Origin of the sequence: Cryobacterium gelidum (genome assembly GCF_004403985.1) — a bacterium.
Classification (GTDB): Bacteria; Actinomycetota; Actinomycetes; order Actinomycetales; family Microbacteriaceae; genus Cryobacterium; species Cryobacterium gelidum.
Genome location: NZ_SOHL01000027.1, coordinates 190,409 through 212,317 on the forward strand (window position 1 = coordinate 190,409; position 21,909 = coordinate 212,317).

A 21,909-nucleotide genomic window follows, 5' to 3' on the forward strand; every position below is an offset into this window, starting at 1 on the left:
TGTCACCCGCGCGGTCACGAGCTCGTCGGGCACCGGTGTGTGCGAGATGAGCAGTACCGCGCGGCGGGCGTCGGCCGCCGCGGTGAGGATATCGCGCACGAGGGCATCCGCGCCGCCACTATCGACGTTGGCGGTGGGTTCGTCGACGATGAGCACCGGAAAATCGGCCAGCAGGGCACGCGCCAGCGCGATGCGCTGGGCCTGACCGCCGGAGATAAGCGCACCGCGCTCGCCCACACGGGCGTCGAGGCCGCCGCGCTGGGCGACCCAGTCGGCCAGTCCGACGCGGGCCAGCACAACGTCGAGTTCGGCATCGGTGGCGGTATCGCGGGCGAACAAGAGATTCTGACGGATGCTGTCATCAAACAACCAGGGGCGCTGCTCGCACAATCCAACCACCCGACGCACCTCGGTCTGGGTGAGCAGCCGCGCTTCGACCCCATTGAGCCGGTATGAGCCGGAGTAGTCGAGAAAGCGCACGAGGGTCTGGGCGAGAGTGGTCTTGCCGGCGCCACTCGGGCCGGCGAGGTGCACCCGGTCCCCCGGCGCCAGGCGCAGGGTCACGCCGGCCACGCCGGGTTCGGATTGCCCCGGCCAGCGTGCGCCGAGATCGGTCAGTTCGAGCACGACTGGCAATGGGGCTGAGGCTGGCAACGCGTCTTGGTCTGCACTAAGGAGCGCTTGCGGGTGCCCAACGTCGACGGGAATCTCGGCGGGCGGCGACGCCGGAACGACACCGGCGACGCGCCGTGCGCTCACCCGCACTTGACGCCAGGCAGAAGCGGCGAAGGGAATCATGCCGAACACCTCGAACACAGCCATCGGCACGAGCACGGCCACGACGAGAGTCGGGCCGAGCAGTACCGGGCTGAGCAATCCGCCACCACTGGTGAGCGCGGGGATACCGAAGTAGAGCGCGCCGAGCGTTGCCGCACCGGCGAACAGGGACACGACGGCCGATTGCACGCCGACCCCGACCGAGCGGCGCAGGGTGGCCCGGCGCAGGCGCGCATCGGTGCGCGCGAGCGCCACGAGACGCGGGCTGAGGGCGTCAAAGGCAGTGAGCACATCGAGGTTCTCGACGATTTCGAGTACCTCGTCGGCGAGGGCGCCACGCAAGGGTGCGAGCTCGCGGTCGGACCGTGCGGCCAGAGTGCCGGAGAAGACGGTGCCGAGAACTCCGGCCAGCAGCAAGCAGACGAGGAGGGTGAGCCCGGCGGCCGGGACGATCAGCCAGATGCCGACCACGCTGAGCAGGGCGGTGATGCCAGCCACCAGGAGTGGTTGCACGACGCGCAACGGCAGGTCCTGCAGGTCATCGACATCGCGCACGAGGCGGGTGAGCAGGTCGCCGCGCCCGGTACTCGCGAGCCCGGCCGGGGCCACCGGAACGATGCGACGAAAGATTCCCAGCCGCAGTTCGGCGAGCTGCCGGAACGCGGCATCGTGGCTGGTCAGCCGTTCCAGGTAGCGGAGCGCGGAGCGCCCAATCGCGAAGGCGCGCACCCCGACGATCGCCATGCCCAGAAACGCCAACGACGGCATATCGGCCGCGAAGGTGATCAACCAAGCCGAACAGGCCAGCAGCCCCACCGCCATGACGGCGCTCCCGATGCCGGCCAGCAGCCCGGGAACAAACCAGCGCTGCCGCGGCTGGGCGAGGCGCAGCACGTCTCGGGCAGCGCTGTCGAGCGTTGCGTCAGACATGACTCATCTCCTGCAGTTCCACCACGTGGTCTGCTGCGGCCACGACGGCCGGCCGGTGACTGACGACGATCACGACGCGACCCTGGTCGGCCAGATTGCGCAGCCCCGCGAGAAGACCGGCCTCAGCGTCGGAGTCCAGCGCTGAGCTCGGTTCGTCCAAAATCACCACGTGGCAATCGGTCGCGAGCACACGGTAGATGGCCCGCGCGGCGGCGACGCGTTGCGCCTGACCGCCGGAGAGCCCATCGCCGTTCACCCCGAGAACCGTGGCGGGTGACACCTCGGAGGCGCCCGCCCAGTCGAGCGCCTGCGCGACGAGGCCGTCGTCACGCAGGCCCTGGTTGGCAAAGACTGCCCCGAGCGACACATTCTCGGCCACCGTTCCTCGAAAAAGGCCAGGGCGCTGACCGGCCCAGGCCAGCCACGGCCTGGTCGCCCCGGCCGTGGCGGCCACGCCACCAAGCGTCAGCTCACCGGTCATCGGGACGAAACCGAGCAGGGCGGCCACGAGGGTCGACTTCCCAACCCCGCTCACTCCGCGCACCACGCTCAGTTCCCCGGGTGCAAATTCCGCGTGCAGCTGGTCAATCACCACGGTGTTGCCACGTCGAACGGAAACGCCGGCCAGGCGAAGCGTGCCCGAACCGGAGCCGGGTTGCCCGGCGGGCTCCGTTTCACGTCCTGGCGCGAACTCGGCGGCATCCGCTGTCCCTGAAGCCGGTGCCGTGTCGTCATCGAGAATAGCGAACAACTCTTCGGCGGCGGCCAGGCCGTCGGCGGCGGCATGAAATTGGGCGCCGACCTGGCGCACCGGCAGAAATGCCTCCGGCGCGAGCAGCAACACGAACAGGCCCACACCGAGCAGCAGCGCGCCGTCGATGAGCCGCAGGCCGATCGACACAGCGATGAGCGCGACCGAGAGGCTCGCTGCAAGCTCGAGCACGAAGCCGCTCAAGAACGACACCCGGAGCACCTTCATGGTGCGGGCGCGGTACTGCTCGGTAATCGAGCGGATCAGCACGAACTGGCGTCGCTCGCGGCCATAGATCTTGAGGGTGCCCAGGCCACCGACCAGGTCGAGAAAACCGGTGGAGAGGCGTTGGAGCGCCTGCCACTGCTCCCGCTGCACCGATTGGGTGGCCCGGCCGATGAGAATCATGAACACGGGAATGAGTGGGATCACGATGATGACTGTGAGGCCGCTGGCGAAGTCCTGCGAGAGGATGACCGCAATCAAAATGGGCGTCGCGATCATGGTCAGTAACAGTTGCGGCAGGTACCGGGCGAAGTAGTTGTCGAGAGCGTCAAGACCGGTGGTCACCACGGTGGACAGGCCCGCGCTCTGCCGGGAGGCGACCCAGTCGGGGCCACGCTCGGCGAGCTTGGCCAGGACTCGGGCCCGCAACTGGCTCTTGACCTGGGCGGCGCCGCGGTTGGCCGAGACCTCGAGCAGCCAGATGAGCGTGGAGCGCAGCACGATCACCCCGGCCAGAGCGACCAGGGTCGGCATGATCTCAGCGAGTGGCTCCCCCGCCACCGTCAGGGTGACGGCCCGGGTCAGCAGCCAGGCGAACGCGATAACGACGAGGGTTTGCGCAAGACCCAGCAGTGCGCCGATCAGAAGAAACCGGCGCGCTGCTTGAGCATATCGAAGAAGGCGAGGATCCAGAGGGCGCACTGCCCTAGTGTACGGCGAGGTCAATGTGGGCCCGGCCGATGCGCTTGCGGAACACCCAGTAGGTCCAGCCCTGATAGAGCAGAATGACGGGCATACCGATCAGTGCCGTCCAGCTCATCACGCCGAGCGTGTAGGTCGACGAGGAAGCGTTCGCGATCGTCAGGCTGTTGGCCGGGTCGTTGCTGGCCGGCATGACGTCGGGAAACAATGACGAGAACAGGGTCAGTACGACGAGACCGATCGTGCCGGCCATCAGGGCGAATGCGAGACGTTCGGCGCCGCGCAGGTTGGCCAGGAACGATGCGATCAGCAGGGCAGCGGCCAGGGCGGCGAACAGAGCGGATACCACGGTGCCGTAGGCGAGCGTCGTCCAGGCCAGGAATGTGGCCGCGGCGACGATCGTCGCGAATCCAGCTTTCGTCGCTAGTTTGCGGGCCCGCATCCGGATGTCCCCCTCGGTCTTGAGCGACACGAACACCACCCCGTGCACGAAGAACAGCAGCAGCGTCGCGACGCCGCCGAGCAGGGCATACGGGTTGAGCAGGTCGAAGATCGTTCCGACGTAGTCGTGGTTGGCGTTGAGCTTCACGCCTTGCACGATGTTGGCGAAGGCCACACCCCAGAGCAACGCCGGAACGGCCGAACCGACGATGATCAGGCCGTCGAACCATTTCTTCCACACTGATTCGGGGCGCTGGTGCCGATATTCGAATGACACACCACGCAGGATCAGGGCCACCAGAATGAGCAGCAGTATCAGATAAAACCCGCTGAACATCGTCGCGTACCACTCGGGGAATGCCGCGAACAGCGACGCCCCTGCCACGATGACCCAGGTTTCGTTGAGGTCCCAAACCGGACCGATGGTGTTGATGAGAACGCGGCGATCGGTGTCGTCTCTGCCGAGGAAAGGCAGGGACATACCGACCCCGAAGTCGAAGCCGTCGAGTACGAAGTACCCGATGAACATGAAAGCGATGATCCAGAACCAAAGAATTGTGAGATCCATTGTGTATTCTCCGTAATCCCGTCCTAATAGACCGTGACAGCGTGCTGGTGTGCCCCGGATTCGGCGTCTTGAACCGGCGCATCGTCCGGGCCCTTCTGGACGGCCTTCAAAATGAGTTTGACCTCGACCACCGCGAGAGCACCGTACAGCAGGGTGAAGACGATCAACGAGATCAAAATCTCCACTCCGCTGACCCCGGGCGAGACGCCGTCCGCGGTGCGCATGAGTCCGAACACGAGCCAGGGCTGACGGCCCATCTCCGTGAAGACCCAACCGACGCTCATCGCGAGCAGGGAGAACGGAAAGCTCCAGATCGCGACCTTCCACACCCAGGTGCGCTTCGGGCTGCGCCCCCCACGGGTCAGCCACAGGCCGACGACGGCGACGAGCATGTGCGCGAGTCCGAGGCCGATCATCCAGCGGAACGCCCAGTAGGTGATCCAGATCGTGGGGGTGTAGTCGCCAGGGCCGTAGAGAGTGACGTACTGCGCCTGCAGGTTGTTGATGCCCTCGACTGTGCCGTCGAAGGTGTGGGTCGATAGAAAGGAGAGCAGGTACGGAATACGCACGGAGAACAGCTCTTGCACGCCGTCCGGCGTGCCCAGAGTGAAGACTGAGAAGCTTGCGTTGGCACCGGTTGCAGTGTGATAGAGCGCCTCGGCCGCGGCCATCTTCATCGGTTGGGCGTCGACCATGGCCAGACCGAGCTGGTCACCGGCGAGCGTGGTGAGCACTCCGGCGATGACCATCATCCAGAGGCCGAACTTGAGTGCGGGACGCATCGTGTCGAGGTGCTGGTTGCGATAGAGGTGCCAGGCGGCTACCGAGATAATGAGTCCGGCAGACACCATGAAGCAGGCGAAAATCGTGTGCGGGAACGCGGCGAGAGCAATCGGGTTCGTGAGCAGGTCCCAGATGCTCGTGAGTTCGGCACGCCCCTTCTCCTCGTTGATCGTGTAGGCGACCGGATTTTGCATGAACGCATTCGCGGCAAGAATGAAGTAGGCCGAGGTGATCGAGCCGATCACGGTCAACCAGATCGTGCCCAGGTGAATCTTTTTGGGCAGTTTGTCCCAGCCGAAGATCCACAGTCCGATGAACGTCGCCTCGAGAAAGAACGCGACGATGCCCTCAAAGGCGAGCGGAGCGCCGAAGACGTCACCGACGAAACGCGAGTAGTCCGACCAGTTCATGCCGAACTGAAATTCCTGAACGATTCCGGTCACAACGCCCATGGCGACGTTGATGAGAAAGATCTTGCCGAAGAAGTGCGTCAGCTGCAGGTATCTTGCCTTATCCGTGCGCACCCAGGCCGACTGGAAGATCGCGACAGTGAGCGCCAAGCCGATCGTCAGTGGGACGAACAAAAAATGGTACATGGTCGTGAGACCGAACTGCCACCGTGAGAGGAGTAAAGGATCCAACCACTCGTTCATATGCCCTCCAGCATTGTTAATACCAGCGCACACTTTTCTACGCTGTGTAGAAGATTACGCTTCTACGCTGTGTAGAAGTCTCAGTTTCGGGGCGTACTATGGATTGCATGGGATCTTTGGGTGTGCTCGAGAGGCTGATGATGGATGTCCTGTGGGACTCCCCGACATCGTTGACGGCCAACGAACTCAGGCAGTCCCTGCTCAATCGCGACATTGCGTCCGCGCGACCGAAGCCCCTTGCGACGACGACCGTCTTGACGGTGCTGTCCAGGCTCGAAACGAAGGGCTTCGTCACCCGCGACCGCAGCGTTCGGCCCCACGCTTATACCGCCCTCATGACCCGGGCCGCTCACACGGCCGGCCTTATGCACGACGTGCTCGAGCAAGTACCCGACCGTCAAGCGGCACTGGTGCGCTTCATCGGAGGCGTCAGCCCCGAGGAGGCAGAGACCCTTCGCCAGCTGCTCGGCGTCGCAACGTCCGACAACTCCTAACCCCGCTCCAGCTGCGCCGTGATCACCGCCTCCGCCCTGCTCGGGGCCATCGCCGTGCTGCTCGCCTGGCCGGTGCCGCTGGCGCTGGCCCGATCACACTGGCCGGCCCGCTCCCCCGGCGTGGCACTCGTGCTGTGGCAAGCCATCGCCCTGTCCGGCGGTATTTCGATGATCGGCTCATTGCTGCTCTATGGCCTCATTCCCTTCGGCAGCCCCCTGAGGCAGGGCATCGTCGCCCTCGGCGGCGATCTTCGAACCGGCACTCTTCCGTCCGGCACGAGTTTCACCCACGTGCTCGCCCTGGGCGCTGCCCTTTTGCTCGGCACTCACCTGCTGCTGAATCTGCTCGCGACCTTCGTTCGCGCCGAACGGCAACGCCGCCGGCACCACACCCTCATCACTCTGCTCAGCGATCCCCTGAACGGCCAGCCGGGAATGCGGGTCATCGACCATCCAGCGCCGGTCGCCTATTGCCTTCCCGGAGCCGGGCATTCGGCAACGGTTCTTTCGAATGGGCTGCTCCGACTGCTCGATGCCGACCAACTACGCGCAGTGATCGCGCACGAACAGGCCCACCTCGTGCAACAGCACCACCTGGTATTGCTCGCCTTCAAGAGCTGGCACAGCGCGCTGCCGTGGTTTCCCATCGCCAATCGCGCCGAAAACGCCGTCGCTCTGCTGGTGGAGATGCTCGCCGACGACTACGCCCGCCGAGTCGTCGACGATCACACCCTCGCCCGCGCGATCGCGCTGGTGGGCTTCGCCCTGGCCGGTTTTGCCCCGAAACGCACGAGTGAAGCGGATGCGCTGGCTCCCGCCGCCGCATCCGCTTCCCTCACCCACGAGGTAGTGTCTGCCAAACCCGAGCATCCGGCGTATCAGGTGATGCCCCGCGTGGCACGGCTGGTCAACCCGGTCCAGCCGCTGCGCCACGCGGCCACGGCCGGAGCTCTTACCGTGTCGGCGATGCTCCTGGCCGGGCCGGCGCTCATTCTGTTCGCGGCTTAGAACCGTTTCAGCTAGAGCAACTTCTCCTGGGTCAGCCAGGCCGTCGCGATCTTGTCGGCCGAGAGCTTGTCGTTGACGCTCTGCGAATTCAACTCGACCAGAGAGTCGGCCGTCAGTGCCGCACTGACCTTGTTGAGAATCCCCGCCGCGCTGTCATCGACCTTCTTGGAGACGACGGGCACGACGTTGTCCGGAAAGAACAGTCCGTCAGGGTCGGAGAGGGCGACCAGATTGTCGGTCTTGATGTTCGGGTTGGCCGTGTAGATGTTAGCGAGCTGGATGTCGCCGTCGACGAGCGCCTTCACGGTCAGCGGTCCGCCGCTGTCCTCGACCGGCACGAACCCGGCGATGTCAATTCCGTACTTCTCCTTCAAGGCAGTCGGCCCGTACGGACGGGTCTCCAGCTCTGAATTACCGCCGACGGTGATCGGTTCGGTGACGTTGGTCAGGGAGGCTACGTCGGTGAGGTTATACTTGCTCGCGAAAGCACCGGTGACGGTCCAGGAGTTCTGATCGGAGGCGTCCGCCTTGTCGAGAACCCGGAGGTTGTCGGGCAGGGCCGCCTGGAGTTCTGCGTAGGCCGCGTCACTGGTGCCACCGACGGCGTTCTTGTCGAGGGCCTGCAGAAGGCTCCCGGTGTATTCCGGGAAGACATCGATCTTGCCGCTTTCGATGTCGGGCAGGTAGACCTCGCGCTGACCGATCTGGAACTGTCGATCGACGGTGAAGCCACCGGCTTCAAGTGCCTGGGAGTAAATTTCGGCGATGATCTCGTTGGAGTAATACGCCTGCGACCCGACCACGATGGTCGACCCGGCGGCACCACTCGACGGTTCCGCCAGGGGATCCCCCGACGCACACCCTGCGAGGGCTACGACGGCCCCAACCGCGACGGCGCCAATGAGCGTGAGTCGGCCTCTATGTGCTGTGAACATTGCTGTTTCCTTCCTCGATGGTGGATTCCATCACCGGTCGGGATCGGGATGACCCGCCCGGGATATCTGTGGGGAGCCCCGCTGTCACACCGCGGGGAACGACCAACTTTTGTACGAGGGCGAACACACCCTCCAACACGATAGCGAGCAGGATCACCAGAATCGAGCCGCCCAGCATTTCGCCGTAGTCGCGGGTGCGCAGACCGGCGAACAGATAGCGGCCGAGCCCGAAATCGGCGACATACGCCGCGAGGGTGGCCGTTGCGACCACCTGCAGGGTCGCGGAGCGAAGGCCCCCAATGAGCAGGGGCAGCCCGAGCGGCAACTCGACCTTGAGCACGATCTGTGCCTCCGACATGCCCACGGCCCTGGCCGCATCGATAACTTTACGATCGACGGCCTCGAATCCGGTGTAGGCACCGGCCAGAATGGGCGGAATGGCCAGCACGGTCAGCGCCACATAGGGGGCGTTCAAGCCGATACCCACCCACAGTGCGACGAGGGTGAGCAGGCCCAGAGTGGGAATGGCCCGGAAGGCGCCCGAGGTTGCCACGGCGAACCCCCGGCCACGACCGGTATGCCCGATCAAGAACCCGATCGGCACGGCGATCGCCGCTGCGATGACGAGGGTCACCAGTGTGAACAGCAGGTGTTGGGCCAGACGCGTGGGAATTCCGCCGGCGCCGACCCAATTCGCGGGGTCGCTCAACCAGGCCAGAGTGTCGATGAGAAAGCTCATGTGGCTACCCCCGCGACGACGGCATCGCGTCGGGTCCGTGCGCCGCTCGCGGAGCGCCGGGTCCACGGCATCAACAGCCGTCCAAGCAGAACGAGCACCGCATCCAGGGCGAGGGCGAGCAGCACGGTGGCCACGATGCCGGCGATGATCTCGGCCTGGATTCCCCGTTGGAACCCGTCGGTGAACAAGCTGCCGAGGTTCTGAGCGCCGATCACCGCGCCGACCGTGGCGAGACTCACCGTGCTGACGGCCACCACGCGCAGGCCGGCCAGCAGAACGGGGCCCGCCAGGGGCAGCTCAACCTGCCAGAATGACGTCCATCCCGAAAAACCGACGGCCGTCGCCGACTGTTGCACGTCTCGGTCGACGGAACCGAGACCATCCGCGACCACCCGCACCATCAGGGCGACTCCGTAGAGAGTGAGCGCAATGATCAGGTTCAGTGGCGAGCGGATGCTGGTGCCCACGATAAAGGGCAGCACGATGAACAACGGCAGCGACGGAATCGCATAGAGCACTCCGACCGTCGTGAGAATGACCGCCCGGCTCGTGCGGTAACGATGCGCCAGCCAGCCAAACGGGAGGGCGATGACGAAGCTGAGGAAGATCGAGGGCACGCTGAGTACGAGGTGATCGATTGTGCGATCCCAGATGAGGTCGAGATTTGACCAGATCCAGGTCACCGCGAATCCCCACCCTGCGCCGGAGCACCCGGCCCACGCGGACCGGCCTTTGATTCTCCAGTACCGACCGTTGAGGATGCGGTCGGCGAGCGGGAGCCGACGAGCACTCCGGCCAGGCGCCCTGTTCCGTCGACCACGATGTCGCCATCGCCGCGATTTTCGACGTGCAAAGACCTTTTGCCTCGATCCGCGCCGACGAACGTCGCCACGAACTCGTCGATCGGATTCGCCAGGATCTCGGCGGGGGTACCCACCTGGGCGACCTTGCCGCCGGTGCGCAGGATGACCACCCGATCGCCGAGCAGGAAGGCTTCGTCGATGTCGTGGGTGACGAAGACAACCGTCTTGCCGAGTTCGCGTTGCAGCCGCAGTAGCTCCTGCTGCAATTCGGCGCGCACGATGGGATCCACCGCGCCGAATGGCTCATCCATGAGCAGGATATTGGGATTGACAGCGAGCCCGCGTGCAACGCCAACGCGTTGCTGCTGGCCGCCGGAGAGTTGGTTGGGATACCGATTGGCGAGGGATCGGTCCAGGCCCACCGTGTCCAGGAGCACGAGTGCCTCTTCGCGGGCTTTCCTTTTCGGCGTTCCCCGCAGCATCGGCACGGTGGCGACGTTGTCGACGACCCTGCGATGGGGAAGCAGCCCCGAGTTCTGCATGACGTAGCCAATTCCGCGTCGCAGCTGGACCGGCTCAAGGGTACCGATGTCGGCTCCATCAATGTCAATGGACCCGCTGGTCGGATCGACCATCCGGTTGATCATACGGAGCAGGGTCGTCTTGCCCGACCCCGAGGTTCCGACGAACACGGTGGTTTTGTGCGAGGGCAGCGCGAGGCTGAAGTCGTCGACGGCGAGGGTGCCATCGGGGAATCGTTTGGTCACCGAGTGGAATTCAATCATCTTGGTGGCTCGCTCCTCGCATCGGGTCAACACAAAGCAGATGTTAACCCAATCACTATTCGCCGCAACTGGCAAAACCGATTACACACCGAGATTCATCCAGAAGCGAACCGGCCAGGCCCGCAGACAACAAAAAAGCCGAGCGCCCGGTGGGTCGCTCGGCTCTCAGTGGATGCTAGGACAACGCAGCGAGAAGGTGGAGTGCCTGCGGGCTGTAGAAGCGGTCGAGGTAGTCACGCAGCACCAAACGGCACTCGGTGATAAAGCGCTCGTCACCGACCGGGTCGGTGTGGAAGGCGCGGGCGAGCAGCGCGTCGGCCATCTCGACGGCGACTTCGAGTCGAAAGATCAGTTCCGCGCCGGCCGGCAGATTGAATTCGTTCACGAGCACATCGGCGAGTCGGCGGGCGAAGAAATCAGCATCCGCAACGGCGTCGGCGGTCGGAGCGCCGTGGCGGTCGTCGAAATTCACAATGCGAAAGCCGGGCTCCGTGCGGTACAGGCCCACAAATGCGGTGACAACACAGTCCACCGCGTCCCACCAGGAGGTGAGGGTGCTGGCGCCGAGCTCGTCGACGACACGCTGCCGAAAGCGCACCACGGCACGCTCGTGCAGGGCATGCAAGACGGCCACTCGGTCGGGGTAGTAGCGGTAGACCGTTCCGATGGAGGCACCGGCGCGTTCCGCGACCATCGCGGTCGTGATGCGGTCGAAACCGACCTCGTCCACCACGGCGGCAGCCGCATCGAGCAGACCGGACAGACGTGCAGCGCTGCGCTGCTGAATCGGCTCCGTGCGCACCTGCTGGAGTGCTGCACCGGTCTCATTACTTAGTAAGCCACCATGCGGCATTTATCCCCCTTGAAGATACGCCACCATCCTACGGGGTAAAACCCTATTCCCTCAGACTTGATGGGGGATGCACAGCAAGCATGGCAGAATGAGGGAGTGCCACAGTCCCCAGACGCAAAGCCGAACGCGCCCAGTCCCGTGCGAATCATGCACCGGGCGGCCCGCATCGAAGACTGGCTGCACGACCGCCGCGAATATTCGGCCCGCCGCCGCGGCTACCAGCCGACCGTCATTCCCTACACCGGGTATGGCTCGACGGCGTGGGTGCGCATCCTCTGCCGAGTTCTCCTGACCAAACCAGACAAGCCCGCGAAACGCCAAAAGCGTCCCCGAGCGGATGGCCGTGACGCCGGCATTCGAGGCTGGCGCAGTTTCACGAGCGTGCCCGTCAATGATGTCACCGTCACGATTGAGATCGGTGGTCAGACGCATCACGTGCAGGCGGATCGCGGAGGGGTCGTCGATACCGTGGTCGCAGTGTCACTGACCGCCGGCTGGCACCTGGCCCGGCTGCACACGGAATTCTCGGTGGTGGTCGAAGCCCCGCTATTCATCGTGGCACCCACGGTCGGCTACGGCGTTGTTTCCGACGTCGACGACACCGTGATGGTCACCACTCTCCCCCGTCCGCTGCTGGCAGCCTGGAACACGTTCGTGCTCGACGAGCACGCCAGGGTCCCGACCCCCGGAATGGCCGTGTTCCTGGAACGATTGGCGTCGTTCACCCCCGGCGCTCCGGTCATCTACCTCTCCACCGGGGCCTGGAACGTGGCTCCCACGCTGTCGCGCTTTCTATCACGCAACCTCTACCCGGCGGGGGCACTGCTGCTGACCGACTGGGGGCCCACCCACGACCGCTGGTTCCGCAGTGGCAGTGCGCACAAACGAGAGAACCTGCGTCGGCTCGCCGAACAGTTTCCGCACATGCGCTGGATCTTGATCGGCGACGATGGCCAGCACGACGAGGCCATCTATAGCGACTTTCAGCGCGACTATCCGAACAGCGTCGCGGCCGTGGCCATCCGTCAGCTCTCTCCGAGCGAAGCAGTGCTCGCCGGTGGGCGTTCGCGAGACGCCGTCTTAATCGAGGGCGGCACCGCCGCCCCCTGGGTCTACGGTCCCGACGGATCGAGCCTCGCCAACCAACTCGCCGAGCACGGGCTGTTGTAGCCCCGCTGACGGGCTCGGACAGCGGGGCTAACTGGCCGGTGCCAGGATGCGGTCGAGCCCACGGTTGATCTGGCGGGCCCAGAGCGGACCGCGATAGAGGAACGCCGTGTAGCCCTGTACCAGGGTGGCGCCGGCAGTGAGGCGCTCGGCCACCTGGGCGGCCGTGTCCACCCCACCGACCGAGATGACACAAAATTCGGGCGGCACAACGGCGCGAATAAGCTGCAGGATCGCCAGGGACCGGGCGTGCAGCGGGGCGCCGGACAGGCCGCCGGCTCCGGCGGCGGCGATGGTGGCGGCATCCGTTCGCAAACCGGTGCGGGAGATGGTGGTGTTGGTGGCGATGATGCCATCGAGGCCGAGCTCGACGGCGAGAGTGGCGATACGCGCGACTTCGGCATCGTCGAGGTCGGGGGCGATCTTGACGAGCAGTGGAGTGGCGCCGGCGGCACGCTTGACCGCGGTCAGCAGCGGGGCGAGCTGGTCGAGTTCCTGGAGTCCGCGCAATCCCGGCGTGTTGGGTGAGCTCACGTTGACCACGAGATAGTCGGCGAGGGCGGCGAGGGTCTCAGCGCTTCGCAGATAGTCGGCCGTCGCGTCCTCGACGGCTGTCACGCGGCTCTTGCCGATGTTGATCCCGAGTACGGGGCGCCCGGCCGCGGCACGCACCCGGGTCAGTCTGGCGACGGCCGCGGCAGCGCCATGGTTATTGAAGCCCATACGATTGATGACCGCGCGGTCGGCGACGAGCCGAAACAGGCGTGGGGAGGGGTTACCCGGTTGGGCGACGGCGGTGAGCGTGCCGACCTCGACGTGTCCGAACCCGAGCTGGCCGAGGCCGAGCACGGCCTCGCCGTCCTTGTCGAAACCGGCGGCGACGCCGAACGGGGACGAAAAGTGCAGCCCCAGGGTGTTCACGCCCAGGTCAGTACGCGGACGAGTGAATCGGTGCACCAGACGCCCGATCCCCCAGGATGGCAGTAGCCGAATGACGGTGAAGGCGAAGTGGTGTGCGCGCTCGGGATCCATCCGGGTGAGCACGTATTTGAACAAGAGCGGATACATCGAACCCTACGGTTTGGTGGAGCTGGCGGGGGCGGTGCCGATCGGCGCGTCGCCGGCATCCGCTGCGGCGCCGCGAACTTTTGACCGGGCCGAGTGCTCGCGGCGCAGCTGCGTGATGGCGACCTCGAAATCGTCGAGCGAGTCGAAGCCCTGGTAGACGCTCGCGAACCGCAGATACGCCACCTCATCGAGGTCCCGCAGCGGGGGCAGGATGGCCAGTCCGACGTCGTTGGCGTCGACCTGGGAGGCACCGGTCTGGCGGATGGTCTCCTCAACCTTCTGGGCCAGCATGGCGAGGTCGGAGTCGGTGACGGGTCGGCCCTGGCAGGCCTTGCGCACGCCGGAGACAATCTTCTCGCGGCTGAACTGTTCGACCACGCCGCTGCGCTTGATGATGTTCAGGCTGGCCGTCTCGGTGGTGCTGAAGCGGCGACCGCATTCCGGGCACTGCCGGCGGCGACGAATCGACAGTCCGTCGTCGCTCGTGCGCGAGTCGACGACTCGGGAATCGGGGTGGCGACAGAACGGGCAGAACATTATGGAACTAGCTTAGCTGTCGGCACTGAAGCGAGCGGCCTGGAACCGAGCAGCCACGGCGTCTCCGTGCGCCGGCAGTGCCTCGGCATGGGAGAGCGCCGCAATGTGATCGGCGACAGCTTCGAGCGCGTCCCTGCTGTAGCGCACGACCTGCTGCGGCCGCAGAAACGTGTAGGCGCCAAGGCCCGACGAGAACCGGGCCTGTCCCCCGGTCGGCAGTACGTGGTTGGATCCGGCAACGTAATCGCCGAGGCTCACCGGCGAATATGGGCCGAGAAAAATGGCTCCGGCGTTCTCGATCTGTGCGAGCACGGCGTCTGGATCGCTCGTCTGGATCTCGAGGTGCTCCGGCCCGAACGCGTTGCTGAACGCGGCCGCCACCTGCAGGTCGTCGACGAGCACGATGGCTGACTGGCGCCCCCGAAGCGCTGCAGTCACCCGCTCGCTGTGGGTAGTGGATGCGGCCAGCACGGCCAGGTGCGCCGCCACGGCCTCGGCGAGCTCGGGAGAATCGGTCACCAGCACGGCCGCAGCGAGTTCGTCGTGCTCGGCCTGGCTGACCAGATCGGCGGCGACGAGCAGCGGGTCGGCGGCGGCATCCGCTATGACGAGAATGTCGGTGGGGCCGGCCTCGGAGTCGATGCCGGCCTGCCCGCGAATGAGTCGCTTGGCCGCGGCGACGTAGACGTTGCCCGGGCCGGTGACGATCTGCACCGGGTCGAGGCCGATGTCTTCGACCCCGTAGGCGAGGGCGCCGATGGCCCCTGCCCCGCCCATTGCGTAGATCTCATCGACCCCGAGCAGTCCGGCGACAGCGAGAATGGTCGGGTGCACGCGCCCGTCGAACTGGCTCTGCGGCGGCGAGGCCAGGGCGATCGACCGCACGCCCGAGACCTGCGCGGGTACGACGTTCATCACGACGCTCGAGGGGTAGACGGCCTTGCCGCCGGGAACGTAGAGACCGACCCGGTTCACCGGCTGCCAGCGTTGAGTGACGGTGGCCCCGGCTTCGATGGTGGTGGTCACGTGCGGCGGCACCTGAGCGGCGCTGGCCAGGCGTACGCGGTGGATGGTCTCGGTGATGGCCGTGCGCACGGCCGGGTCGAGCCCGGCGACCGCGTCGGTAATGTGGCTCGGCGGAACCCGCACCTGGCCCGGGCGCACCCGGTCGAGCCGTTCAGCCTGGTCGAGCAGGGCCGCCCCGCCGCGCGCGCGTACGTCGGCGATCAGCTCGGCCGCGACATCGGCGGCGACGGCAACGCTCGTCAGAGCGCGCGGAACGGAAGCCAGAAGCGCGGCCGGTGTCGGCTCGCTCCCGCGAAGGTCAATAGTCTGAATCATCGTCACCCAGCCTATCCGTCAACGCGACTAAACAATCAGTGCGCGGGAATAGGGTGGTGCTGAAACAGATTGTTGGTTGAGTATGCAAAGCAACGTTGAACCCCCAGTGACTACTCTGCCCGTCATGACCGTGCCTGCCAGCCCGCCGCTGGCCACCGATCTCAATGCCCCCGACGACCTCGCCGCGTTCAAACACGCGTTCCGTCGTCATGCGGCGGGGGTCGCCGCGATCACGACGCTCGCGCCCGACGGCTCCCCGGTCGGCTTCACGGCCACCTCGTTGGCGTCGCTCTCCGCGGTTCCGCCACTGGCCACGTTCAACATGGCCCGATCGGCCAGCTCGTGGTCCGCGCTCGCTGTCGCCGACCGCGTGGTCATTCACATGCTGGGCGCCCACAATCGTGCTGTCGCTGAGAAACTTGCCGGTCCCCACGCGGATCGTTTCGTGGGAGATCACTGGCAGCCGGGGCCGTACGGACTCCCGGTGCTCACCGGCGTGACCAGCTGGATGATCGGTCGCATCGTCGAACGGGTTTCTGTACACAATAATGCCGTTGTGGTGGTGCAGATCGAGGGCGGCGGCATGGGCCCCGACGACGACGCCCTGCTCTACCACGAGCGCACCTACCGGGTACCGGGCGCCGCCGTCTAGACCCACGCTCCGCGCTGGCCCCTGGTCGGAGCTGCTCCCGTGCCCTGTCGAGATGACCCGCAAACTCTGTGGCACGCCCCGCCTCGAAGGGCCGAACTTCATCAACGATGATGTGAACGGAGGAGATCGTGGCTGAGCGGGATGCCCACCAAGGAGGCCCATCATCGATGTCCTAAAAAGCGAACTGTTCGTATGGTTGTCCCATGACGGCCCTCTGCACGTACATTGTGACCTTCGACGAAGTCGAGCTCTGCGTCGAGATGTACGGAGAGCGACGTGACCCTCCCGTGCTTCTGATCGCCGGGATGTCAGCCTCTATGTTGTGGTGGCCGGGCGAGGTCTGCGAGGCGATCGCATCCTCTGGGTTCTTCGTGATCCGTTACGACCAGCGGGACACCGGTCGTTCGACGAGTTTTCCACGCGGGCGCCCCGGCTACTCGACCCACGATCTAGCGGCCGATGCCTTGCATATCTGCGACTCGCTCGGTCTGCGTTCCACGCACGTGGTCGGCCACTCCCTGGGATCAGGCATCGCCACTATTCTGGCTGTCGACCACCCCGAGCGGTTGCGCTCTGTGACATTGATAGGGGCAACCACCGGGGCGCCAGGCCTTCCTGCTGGAACCGGTATCTTCCCCGTTCTCCCTGAGGATCTCGATTCGAGAGTGGCCGCTATCGATTACCTCCTCGAGGACACTCGCGCCTGTGATGGCCTATCACCCCGGTTTGACGAGGATCGGATCCGCCAGTTCATCACCAGCGACGTAGATCGAGCCGACGATATCGCCGCCACGATCTCCAATCCTCCTGCCATGGAGTTCCTACACCCCAGACGCGGCGACCTCGGCACCGTGTCTGCCCCGTCCCTCGTGATGCACGGCGAAATGGACTCAGTTTTTCCGGTGGCTCACGGCGAGGCCGTCGCACGTTTGATACCCGATGCCGCTTTCGTGGTGCTTCCCGGCGCCGGGCACACATTACTCACCATCGATCAAGCAGATTTCACGACCCCCCTCATCCGTCACCTCCGTGTGGCCGAGCGCCGCTGCTAGCGGCGGTCTGGTCCCCTCGTCGACGGCTTCGCCGGCGCCGTCCGCGTCCTTTCGATTCCTGACCAGCTCCCCCCACGATTTCGATCTGGATTAAGGGTGCGGGTGCGGGTGCGGCAACTGATCACGCCATGGCCTGGGGTTAGGCTCTCAGCTTCTTCCGGTCCGCTTTGCGGCGCCGGCGTTCAGCCTCGACGACCGCGGCCTCGGCCGGTGTCGGCGCGGTTCCGCCGAGATGGGCGGGTTGCCACCACTGGCCGACTCCGGTAACCGGATACTCCGCCTGCACCGCGTCGACGAGTCCCTGCAGGGTGTCGTGCAGTTGCAGCGTGGCCGCCGCGACGTCATCGTCGGCCGGGTCAACGGCATCCATTGAAAACGACGCGCCAAAGCGGATGATGACCGGCACGCCGAGCCGCTCCCGCAGCGTCGACCGATGGTTCTTGGTCATCAGCCGATGCCCGCCCCACACGACGACCGGAATGATCGGCACGTTCGCGGCCAGCGCCATGCGCACCGCGCCGGTTTTCAGCTCACGCACGGTGAATGAAGCGTTGACGCCGCCCTCGGGAAACACGCCGAGCAGCTCACCGGTGCCGAGGGCCGCCACCGCCTGGTCGTAGGCCGCACGGCCGCTCTCCATGTCGACCGAGATATGTTTCATGCCGCGCAGCAGACGCCCGACCAGCGGCTGGTCGAAGGCGCCCTTCTTGGCCATGAAACGGATGTGCCGGCGGTTGTGCAACCAGGCGACCCACTCGACCAGGGCGAAATCGAGGTAGCCGAAATGGGTGATCGCCAGCACGGCGCCGCCGGTGGCCGGCAGCTGATTCAGCCCGGATGTGGTCTGGCGTACCCGGAGCAGGCCGAACAGGGCGCGACCGGCGCCGATAGCGGTCGAATAGATCGGCTCTCGCGTGTGCATGGTGCCAGCCTAGGCGCACCCGGCTGGCACGTGAGGAACTTACCGGGGCGACAAGGGAAAGGCATCCTGACAGTGCAACGACCGCCCGACGCCCGGAATCAGGTCAGACAATGCAACGACCGCCCGACGCCCGGAATCAGGTCAGACAATGCAACGACCGCCCGACGCCCGGAATCAGGTCAGACAATGCAACGACCGCCCGACGCCCGGGATCAGGTCAGGCAGTTCGGCCCGAGGATGCTCTTGAGCTCACCGAACAGGTCGGCGCTCACCTTCACCCGGTGTGGCAGCTCGAATACTCGTGCCAGGTCACCCTTGACCAGTTTCAGCCGGACCTCGGCATCTCCGGCGTGACGCTGAAGAATCTCACCGAGCGTACTCACGGTGTCGGTCGTCGCGCGGGCCTCCCCCACCGTGATCGAGACCATACTCTGGTCGGACCCTTGCCCGAGTTCGGGCTGGAAGACACTGAACGCGTGCAGGTTCATGCCGTCGTCGCGCAAGCTGACCCGACCACGTACCACGACCACCGCGTCGCTGATCAGCTCGGGCGCGAATTCGAGGTACGCCTTGCCCATGAACATCGCGGTGATCTCACCGCCGAAGTCTTCGACCTGGATCATGCCGTACTGGTTGCCCGATTTTTTAGCAATACGGTGCTGCACGCTCGTGATCAGTCCCGCCACGGTCACCGTGTCACCGTCTTCGGTCGATTCCGACGCGATCAGGTCGGCAATCGTGGTACTCGCGTGTTTGGCGAGCGGAATCTCCAGCCCGGCGAGCGGGTGGTCGGACACGTACAGCCCGAGCATGTCGCGTTCGTAGGCGAGCTTCTCCTTCTTGCTCCATTCGGGCCGGTCGGGCACCTGCTCCGTGTCCTGCGGTTCGTCAAACAGGCTGTCGAAGTCGAAACCGATATTGCCGTTGCTCTCCTCCCGCTTGATCTTGACGGCCGACTCGACGGCCGATTCGTGTATTTCGACCATGCCGCGCCGGGTCGCGCCGAGCGAATCGAACGCCCCAGCCTTGACCAGCGACTCGATCGTGCGCTTGTTGGCGACCGGCAGCGGCACCTTGCGCAGAAAATCGTGGAACGACTCGAAGCGGCCTTTTTCCTCGCGGGCACCGCGGATGGCCTCGACCACGTTGAAGCCGACGTTGCGCACAGCACCCAGGCCGAAGCGGATGTCGGTACCCACGGCCGCGAAGAACCCGATGGATTCGTTCACGTCGGGGGCCAGCACCTGAATGCCCATGCGGCGGCATTCATTGAGGTAGAGCGCGAGCTTGTCGCGGGAGTCGCCGACGCTCGTGAGCAGGGCGGCCATGTACTCGGCCGGGTAGACGGCCTTGAGGTAGGCGGTCCAGTAGGAGAGCACGCCATAGGCGGCCGAGTGCGCCTTGTTGAAGGCATAGTCGGAGAACGGCAGCAGGATATTCCAGACCGTGGTGACGGCATCCATCGAATAGCCGCGGTCCTGCATGCCCTGGGCGAAGCCCTCGAACTGCTTGTCCAGTTCGGACTTCTTCTTCTTACCCATGGCGCGGCGCAACAGGTCGGCCTCACCGAGCGAGAAGCCGGCGAGCTTTTGCGCGATCGACATGACCTGCTCCTGATACACGATCAGGCCGTATGTCGTGCCGATGACGTCTCGAAGCGGCTCCTCAAGCTCTTTATGAATCGGGATGATCTCTTGCACGCCGGTTTTACGCAGCGCGTAGTTGGTGTGCGAGTTCGCGCCCATGGGCCCGGGGCGGTACAGGGCGATGACGGCCGAGATGTCTTCGAAGTTGTCGGGCTTCATGAGCCGCAGCAGTGCCCGCATCGGACCGCCGTCGAGCTGGAAGACACCGAGGGTGTCACCGCGCGCGAGCAGTTCGTAGGCGGCGGGGTCTTCGAGCCCGAGGTCTTCGAGCACGGGGCGGTGGCCACGGTTCACCGCGATGTTGTCGAGGGTGTCATCGATGATGGTGAGGTTGCGCAGCCCCAGGAAGTCCATCTTGATCAGTCCGAGGGCTTCGGAAGCCGGGTAGTCGAATTGCGTGACGACCTGACCATCCGCTTCACGCTTCATGATCGGAATAATGTCGATCAGAGGGTCACTCGACATGATGACGCCGGCGGCGTGCACGCCCCACTGGCGTTTGAGGTTCTCCAGGCCCAGGGCGGTGTCGAAGACGGTGCGCGCTTCGGGATCGCTCTCGATCACCGCACGAAAGTCGGCAGCTTCCCGGTAGCGCGGGTGGTCCTTGTCGAACATGCCGGTCAGCGGCACGTCCTTGCCCATGATGGCCGGCGGCATGGCCTTGGTGAGCTTGTCCCCCATGCCGAAGGGAAAGCCGAGTACGCGCGAGGCGTCTTTCAGGGCCTGTTTTGCCTTGATCGTGCCGTAGGTGACGATCTGGGCAACGCGTTCCTCACCGTACTTCTCGGTGACATATTTGATGACCTCACCGCGACGACGCTCGTCGAAGTCGACATCGAAGTCGGGCATGGAGACGCGGTCGGGGTTGAGAAAGCGTTCGAAGATGAGTCCGTGCACGAGCGGATCGAGGTCGGTGATGCCCATCGCATAGGCGACCATCGAGCCGGCGCCGGAGCCACGGCCAGGGCCGACGCGGATGCCCTGCTGCTTGGACCACATGATGAAGTCGGCGACGACGAGAAAGTAGCCGGGGAAGCCCATCTGCACGATGATGCCGACTTCATAGTCGGCGCGCTTGCGGACGTCGTCGGGGATGCCCTTCGGGTACCGCTTGGCCAGCCCGATCTCGTTCTCCTTGATGAACCAGCTTTCCTCGTTCTCACCTTCCGGGCAGGGAAAGCGGGGCATGTAGTTGGCATTGGTGTTGAATTCCACCTCACAGCGCTCGGCGATGAGCAACGTGTTGTCGCAGGCTTCGGGGTGGTCGCGAAACAGGTGACGCATTTGCGCGGCGGTTTTGAGATAGAACTCGTTGGAGTCGAACTTGAACCGGTTCGGGTCGTCGAGGGTGGACGCCGACTGCACGCAGAGCAGCGCGGCGTGGGCGGTGGCGTCGTGGGCGTGCGTGTAGTGCAGGTCGTTGCTGGCCAGCAGGGGCAGATCAAGCTCCTTGGCGAGCTTGAGGAGGTCGGTCATGGTACGGCGCTCGATGTCGATACCGTGATCCATGATTTCGCAGAAGAAGTTCTCCTTGCCGAAGATGTCCTGAAAATCTCCGGCGGCCTTCTTGGCCTCCTCGTACTGGCCTAGGCGCAAGCGGGTCTGTACTTCCCCACCGACGCAGCCGGTCGTGCCGATCAGACCCGTCGAATACTGGCTGAGCAGCTCGCGGTCCATGCGCGGTTTGAAGTAGTAACCCTCGAGGCTCGCCTTCGACGACAGCCGGAACAGATTGTGCATGCCGGCGGTGTTCTCGGAGAGCAGGGTCATGTGGGTGTACGACCCGGCGCCACCGACGTCATCCCGGTTTTGTCCGCTCGTGCCCCAGCGCACCCGGGTCTTGTCGCGGCGATCGGTGCCGGGGGTGATGTAGGCCTCGGTGCCGATGATCGGCTTGATGCCGGCGTCGGTCGCGCTCTTCCAGAAGTCGAAGGCACCGAACACGTTGCCGTGGTCGGTGATCGCCACCGCCGGCATCCCCTGCTCTACGGCGGCTTTGATCAGGGGTTTCACCCGGGCAGCACCGTCCAGCATGGAATATTCGCTGTGCACGTGCAGGTGAACGAACGAATCCGTG

At 65.1% G+C, this 21,909-nt stretch carries 18 protein-coding genes and 1 pseudogene; 5 read left to right on the top strand and 14 right to left on the bottom strand.

Annotation, left to right across the window (positions count from 1 at the left end; genetic code table 11):
• Positions 1-48: 48 nt before the first annotated feature.
• From cydC to E3T50_RS13990, 4 genes and pseudogenes are all read right to left on the bottom strand, one after another.
• Positions 49-1,707, bottom strand: a pseudogene (gene cydC / locus E3T50_RS13975) (thiol reductant ABC exporter subunit CydC); the annotation flags it as partial.
• Positions 1,700-3,385 carry a thiol reductant ABC exporter subunit CydD gene (gene cydD, locus E3T50_RS13980; RefSeq protein WP_134552713.1) on the bottom strand — a complete coding sequence of 562 codons (1,686 nt, stop codon included), beginning with the start codon at positions 3,383-3,385 and terminating at the stop codon, positions 1,700-1,702. The pseudogene cydC and the gene cydD, both read right to left, overlap by 8 nt.
• A 4-nt stretch (positions 3,386-3,389) precedes the next feature.
• Positions 3,390-4,394 carry a cytochrome d ubiquinol oxidase subunit II gene (gene cydB / locus E3T50_RS13985; protein ID WP_134552715.1) on the bottom strand — a complete coding sequence of 335 codons (1,005 nt, stop codon included), beginning with the start codon at positions 4,392-4,394 and terminating at the stop codon, positions 3,390-3,392.
• 23 nt (positions 4,395-4,417) lie between these two features.
• A complete protein-coding gene (locus E3T50_RS13990) occupies positions 4,418-5,830 on the bottom strand; it encodes a cytochrome ubiquinol oxidase subunit I (RefSeq protein WP_134552717.1) in 1,413 nt (470 codons plus the stop codon).
• A 107-nt stretch (positions 5,831-5,937) separates the two neighbouring features.
• Between E3T50_RS13990 and E3T50_RS13995 the strand changes: the two genes are divergently transcribed.
• Both E3T50_RS13995 and E3T50_RS14000 read left to right on the top strand, forming a co-directional pair.
• Positions 5,938-6,324: a BlaI/MecI/CopY family transcriptional regulator gene (locus tag E3T50_RS13995; RefSeq protein WP_134552719.1), complete on the top strand. Its 387-nt coding sequence runs from the start codon at positions 5,938-5,940 to the stop codon at positions 6,322-6,324.
• An 18-nt stretch (positions 6,325-6,342) separates the two neighbouring features.
• Positions 6,343-7,332 (top strand): M56 family metallopeptidase, encoded by a 990-nt coding sequence (locus E3T50_RS14000; RefSeq protein ID WP_134552721.1) that lies wholly within the window; start codon positions 6,343-6,345, stop codon positions 7,330-7,332.
• Positions 7,333-7,343: 11 nt separating this feature from the next.
• Here E3T50_RS14000 and E3T50_RS14005 read toward each other — a convergent pair whose 3' ends face one another.
• The 5 genes from E3T50_RS14005 to E3T50_RS14025 all read right to left on the bottom strand — a co-directional run bounded on the left by E3T50_RS14005 (position 7,344) and on the right by E3T50_RS14025 (position 11,447).
• Positions 7,344-8,267 carry an ABC transporter substrate-binding protein gene (locus E3T50_RS14005; protein ID WP_134552723.1) on the bottom strand — a complete coding sequence of 308 codons (924 nt, stop codon included), beginning with the start codon at positions 8,265-8,267 and terminating at the stop codon, positions 7,344-7,346.
• Positions 8,251-9,006, bottom strand: a complete 756-nt coding sequence (locus E3T50_RS14010; RefSeq protein ID WP_134552725.1) for an ABC transporter permease — start codon at positions 9,004-9,006, stop codon at positions 8,251-8,253. Before E3T50_RS14010 ends, E3T50_RS14005 begins: the two co-directional genes overlap by 17 nt.
• On the bottom strand, positions 9,003-9,689 hold the full coding sequence (locus E3T50_RS14015; RefSeq protein WP_134552727.1) for an ABC transporter permease: 687 nt from the start codon (positions 9,687-9,689) through the stop codon (positions 9,003-9,005). The genes E3T50_RS14010 and E3T50_RS14015 overlap by 4 nt, the downstream gene beginning before the upstream one ends.
• Positions 9,686-10,594, bottom strand: a complete 909-nt coding sequence (locus E3T50_RS14020; protein WP_134552729.1) for an ABC transporter ATP-binding protein — start codon at positions 10,592-10,594, stop codon at positions 9,686-9,688. The genes E3T50_RS14015 and E3T50_RS14020 overlap by 4 nt, the downstream gene beginning before the upstream one ends.
• A gap of 175 nt (positions 10,595-10,769) precedes the next feature.
• Positions 10,770-11,447 carry a TetR/AcrR family transcriptional regulator gene (locus tag E3T50_RS14025; RefSeq protein ID WP_134462933.1) on the bottom strand — a complete coding sequence of 226 codons (678 nt, stop codon included), beginning with the start codon at positions 11,445-11,447 and terminating at the stop codon, positions 10,770-10,772.
• 147 nt (positions 11,448-11,594) lie between these two features.
• Between E3T50_RS14025 and E3T50_RS14030 the strand changes: the two genes are divergently transcribed.
• A complete protein-coding gene (locus E3T50_RS14030) occupies positions 11,595-12,617 on the top strand; it encodes an App1 family protein (RefSeq protein WP_134553053.1) in 1,023 nt (340 codons plus the stop codon).
• 27 nt (positions 12,618-12,644) lie between these two features.
• Here E3T50_RS14030 and E3T50_RS14035 read toward each other — a convergent pair whose 3' ends face one another.
• The 3 genes from E3T50_RS14035 to hisD are packed head-to-tail and all read right to left on the bottom strand — an operon-like array spanning position 12,645 to position 15,560.
• On the bottom strand, positions 12,645-13,682 hold the full coding sequence (locus tag E3T50_RS14035; protein ID WP_134552731.1) for a quinone-dependent dihydroorotate dehydrogenase: 1,038 nt from the start codon (positions 13,680-13,682) through the stop codon (positions 12,645-12,647).
• A gap of 6 nt (positions 13,683-13,688) precedes the next feature.
• Positions 13,689-14,219, bottom strand: coding sequence for a transcriptional regulator NrdR (gene nrdR / locus E3T50_RS14040; protein ID WP_134462937.1), 531 nt, complete (start codon positions 14,217-14,219; stop codon positions 13,689-13,691).
• A 12-nt stretch (positions 14,220-14,231) separates the two neighbouring features.
• On the bottom strand, positions 14,232-15,560 hold the full coding sequence (hisD, locus tag E3T50_RS14045; RefSeq protein WP_134552733.1) for a histidinol dehydrogenase: 1,329 nt from the start codon (positions 15,558-15,560) through the stop codon (positions 14,232-14,234).
• Positions 15,561-15,690: 130 nt separating this feature from the next.
• Between hisD and E3T50_RS14050 the strand changes: the two genes are divergently transcribed.
• The gene (locus tag E3T50_RS14050; RefSeq protein ID WP_370289238.1) at positions 15,691-16,212 is read left to right on the top strand and encodes a flavin reductase family protein; all 522 of its coding nucleotides are present in this window, start codon (positions 15,691-15,693) and stop codon (positions 16,210-16,212) included.
• A gap of 203 nt (positions 16,213-16,415) precedes the next feature.
• On the top strand, positions 16,416-17,264 hold the full coding sequence (locus E3T50_RS14055) for an alpha/beta fold hydrolase (protein ID WP_134552735.1): 849 nt from the start codon (positions 16,416-16,418) through the stop codon (positions 17,262-17,264).
• Positions 17,265-17,403: 139 nt separating this feature from the next.
• Here E3T50_RS14055 and E3T50_RS14060 read toward each other — a convergent pair whose 3' ends face one another.
• Together E3T50_RS14060 and dnaE are read right to left on the bottom strand one after the other, a co-directional pair.
• Positions 17,404-18,186, bottom strand: coding sequence for a lysophospholipid acyltransferase family protein (locus E3T50_RS14060; protein WP_134552737.1), 783 nt, complete (start codon positions 18,184-18,186; stop codon positions 17,404-17,406).
• Positions 18,187-18,398: 212 nt separating this feature from the next.
• Entirely contained in the window at positions 18,399-21,866 is a 3,468-nt protein-coding gene (gene dnaE / locus E3T50_RS14065) for a DNA polymerase III subunit alpha (RefSeq protein ID WP_241990960.1), read from the bottom strand.
• Positions 21,867-21,909: the final 43 nt, after the last annotated feature.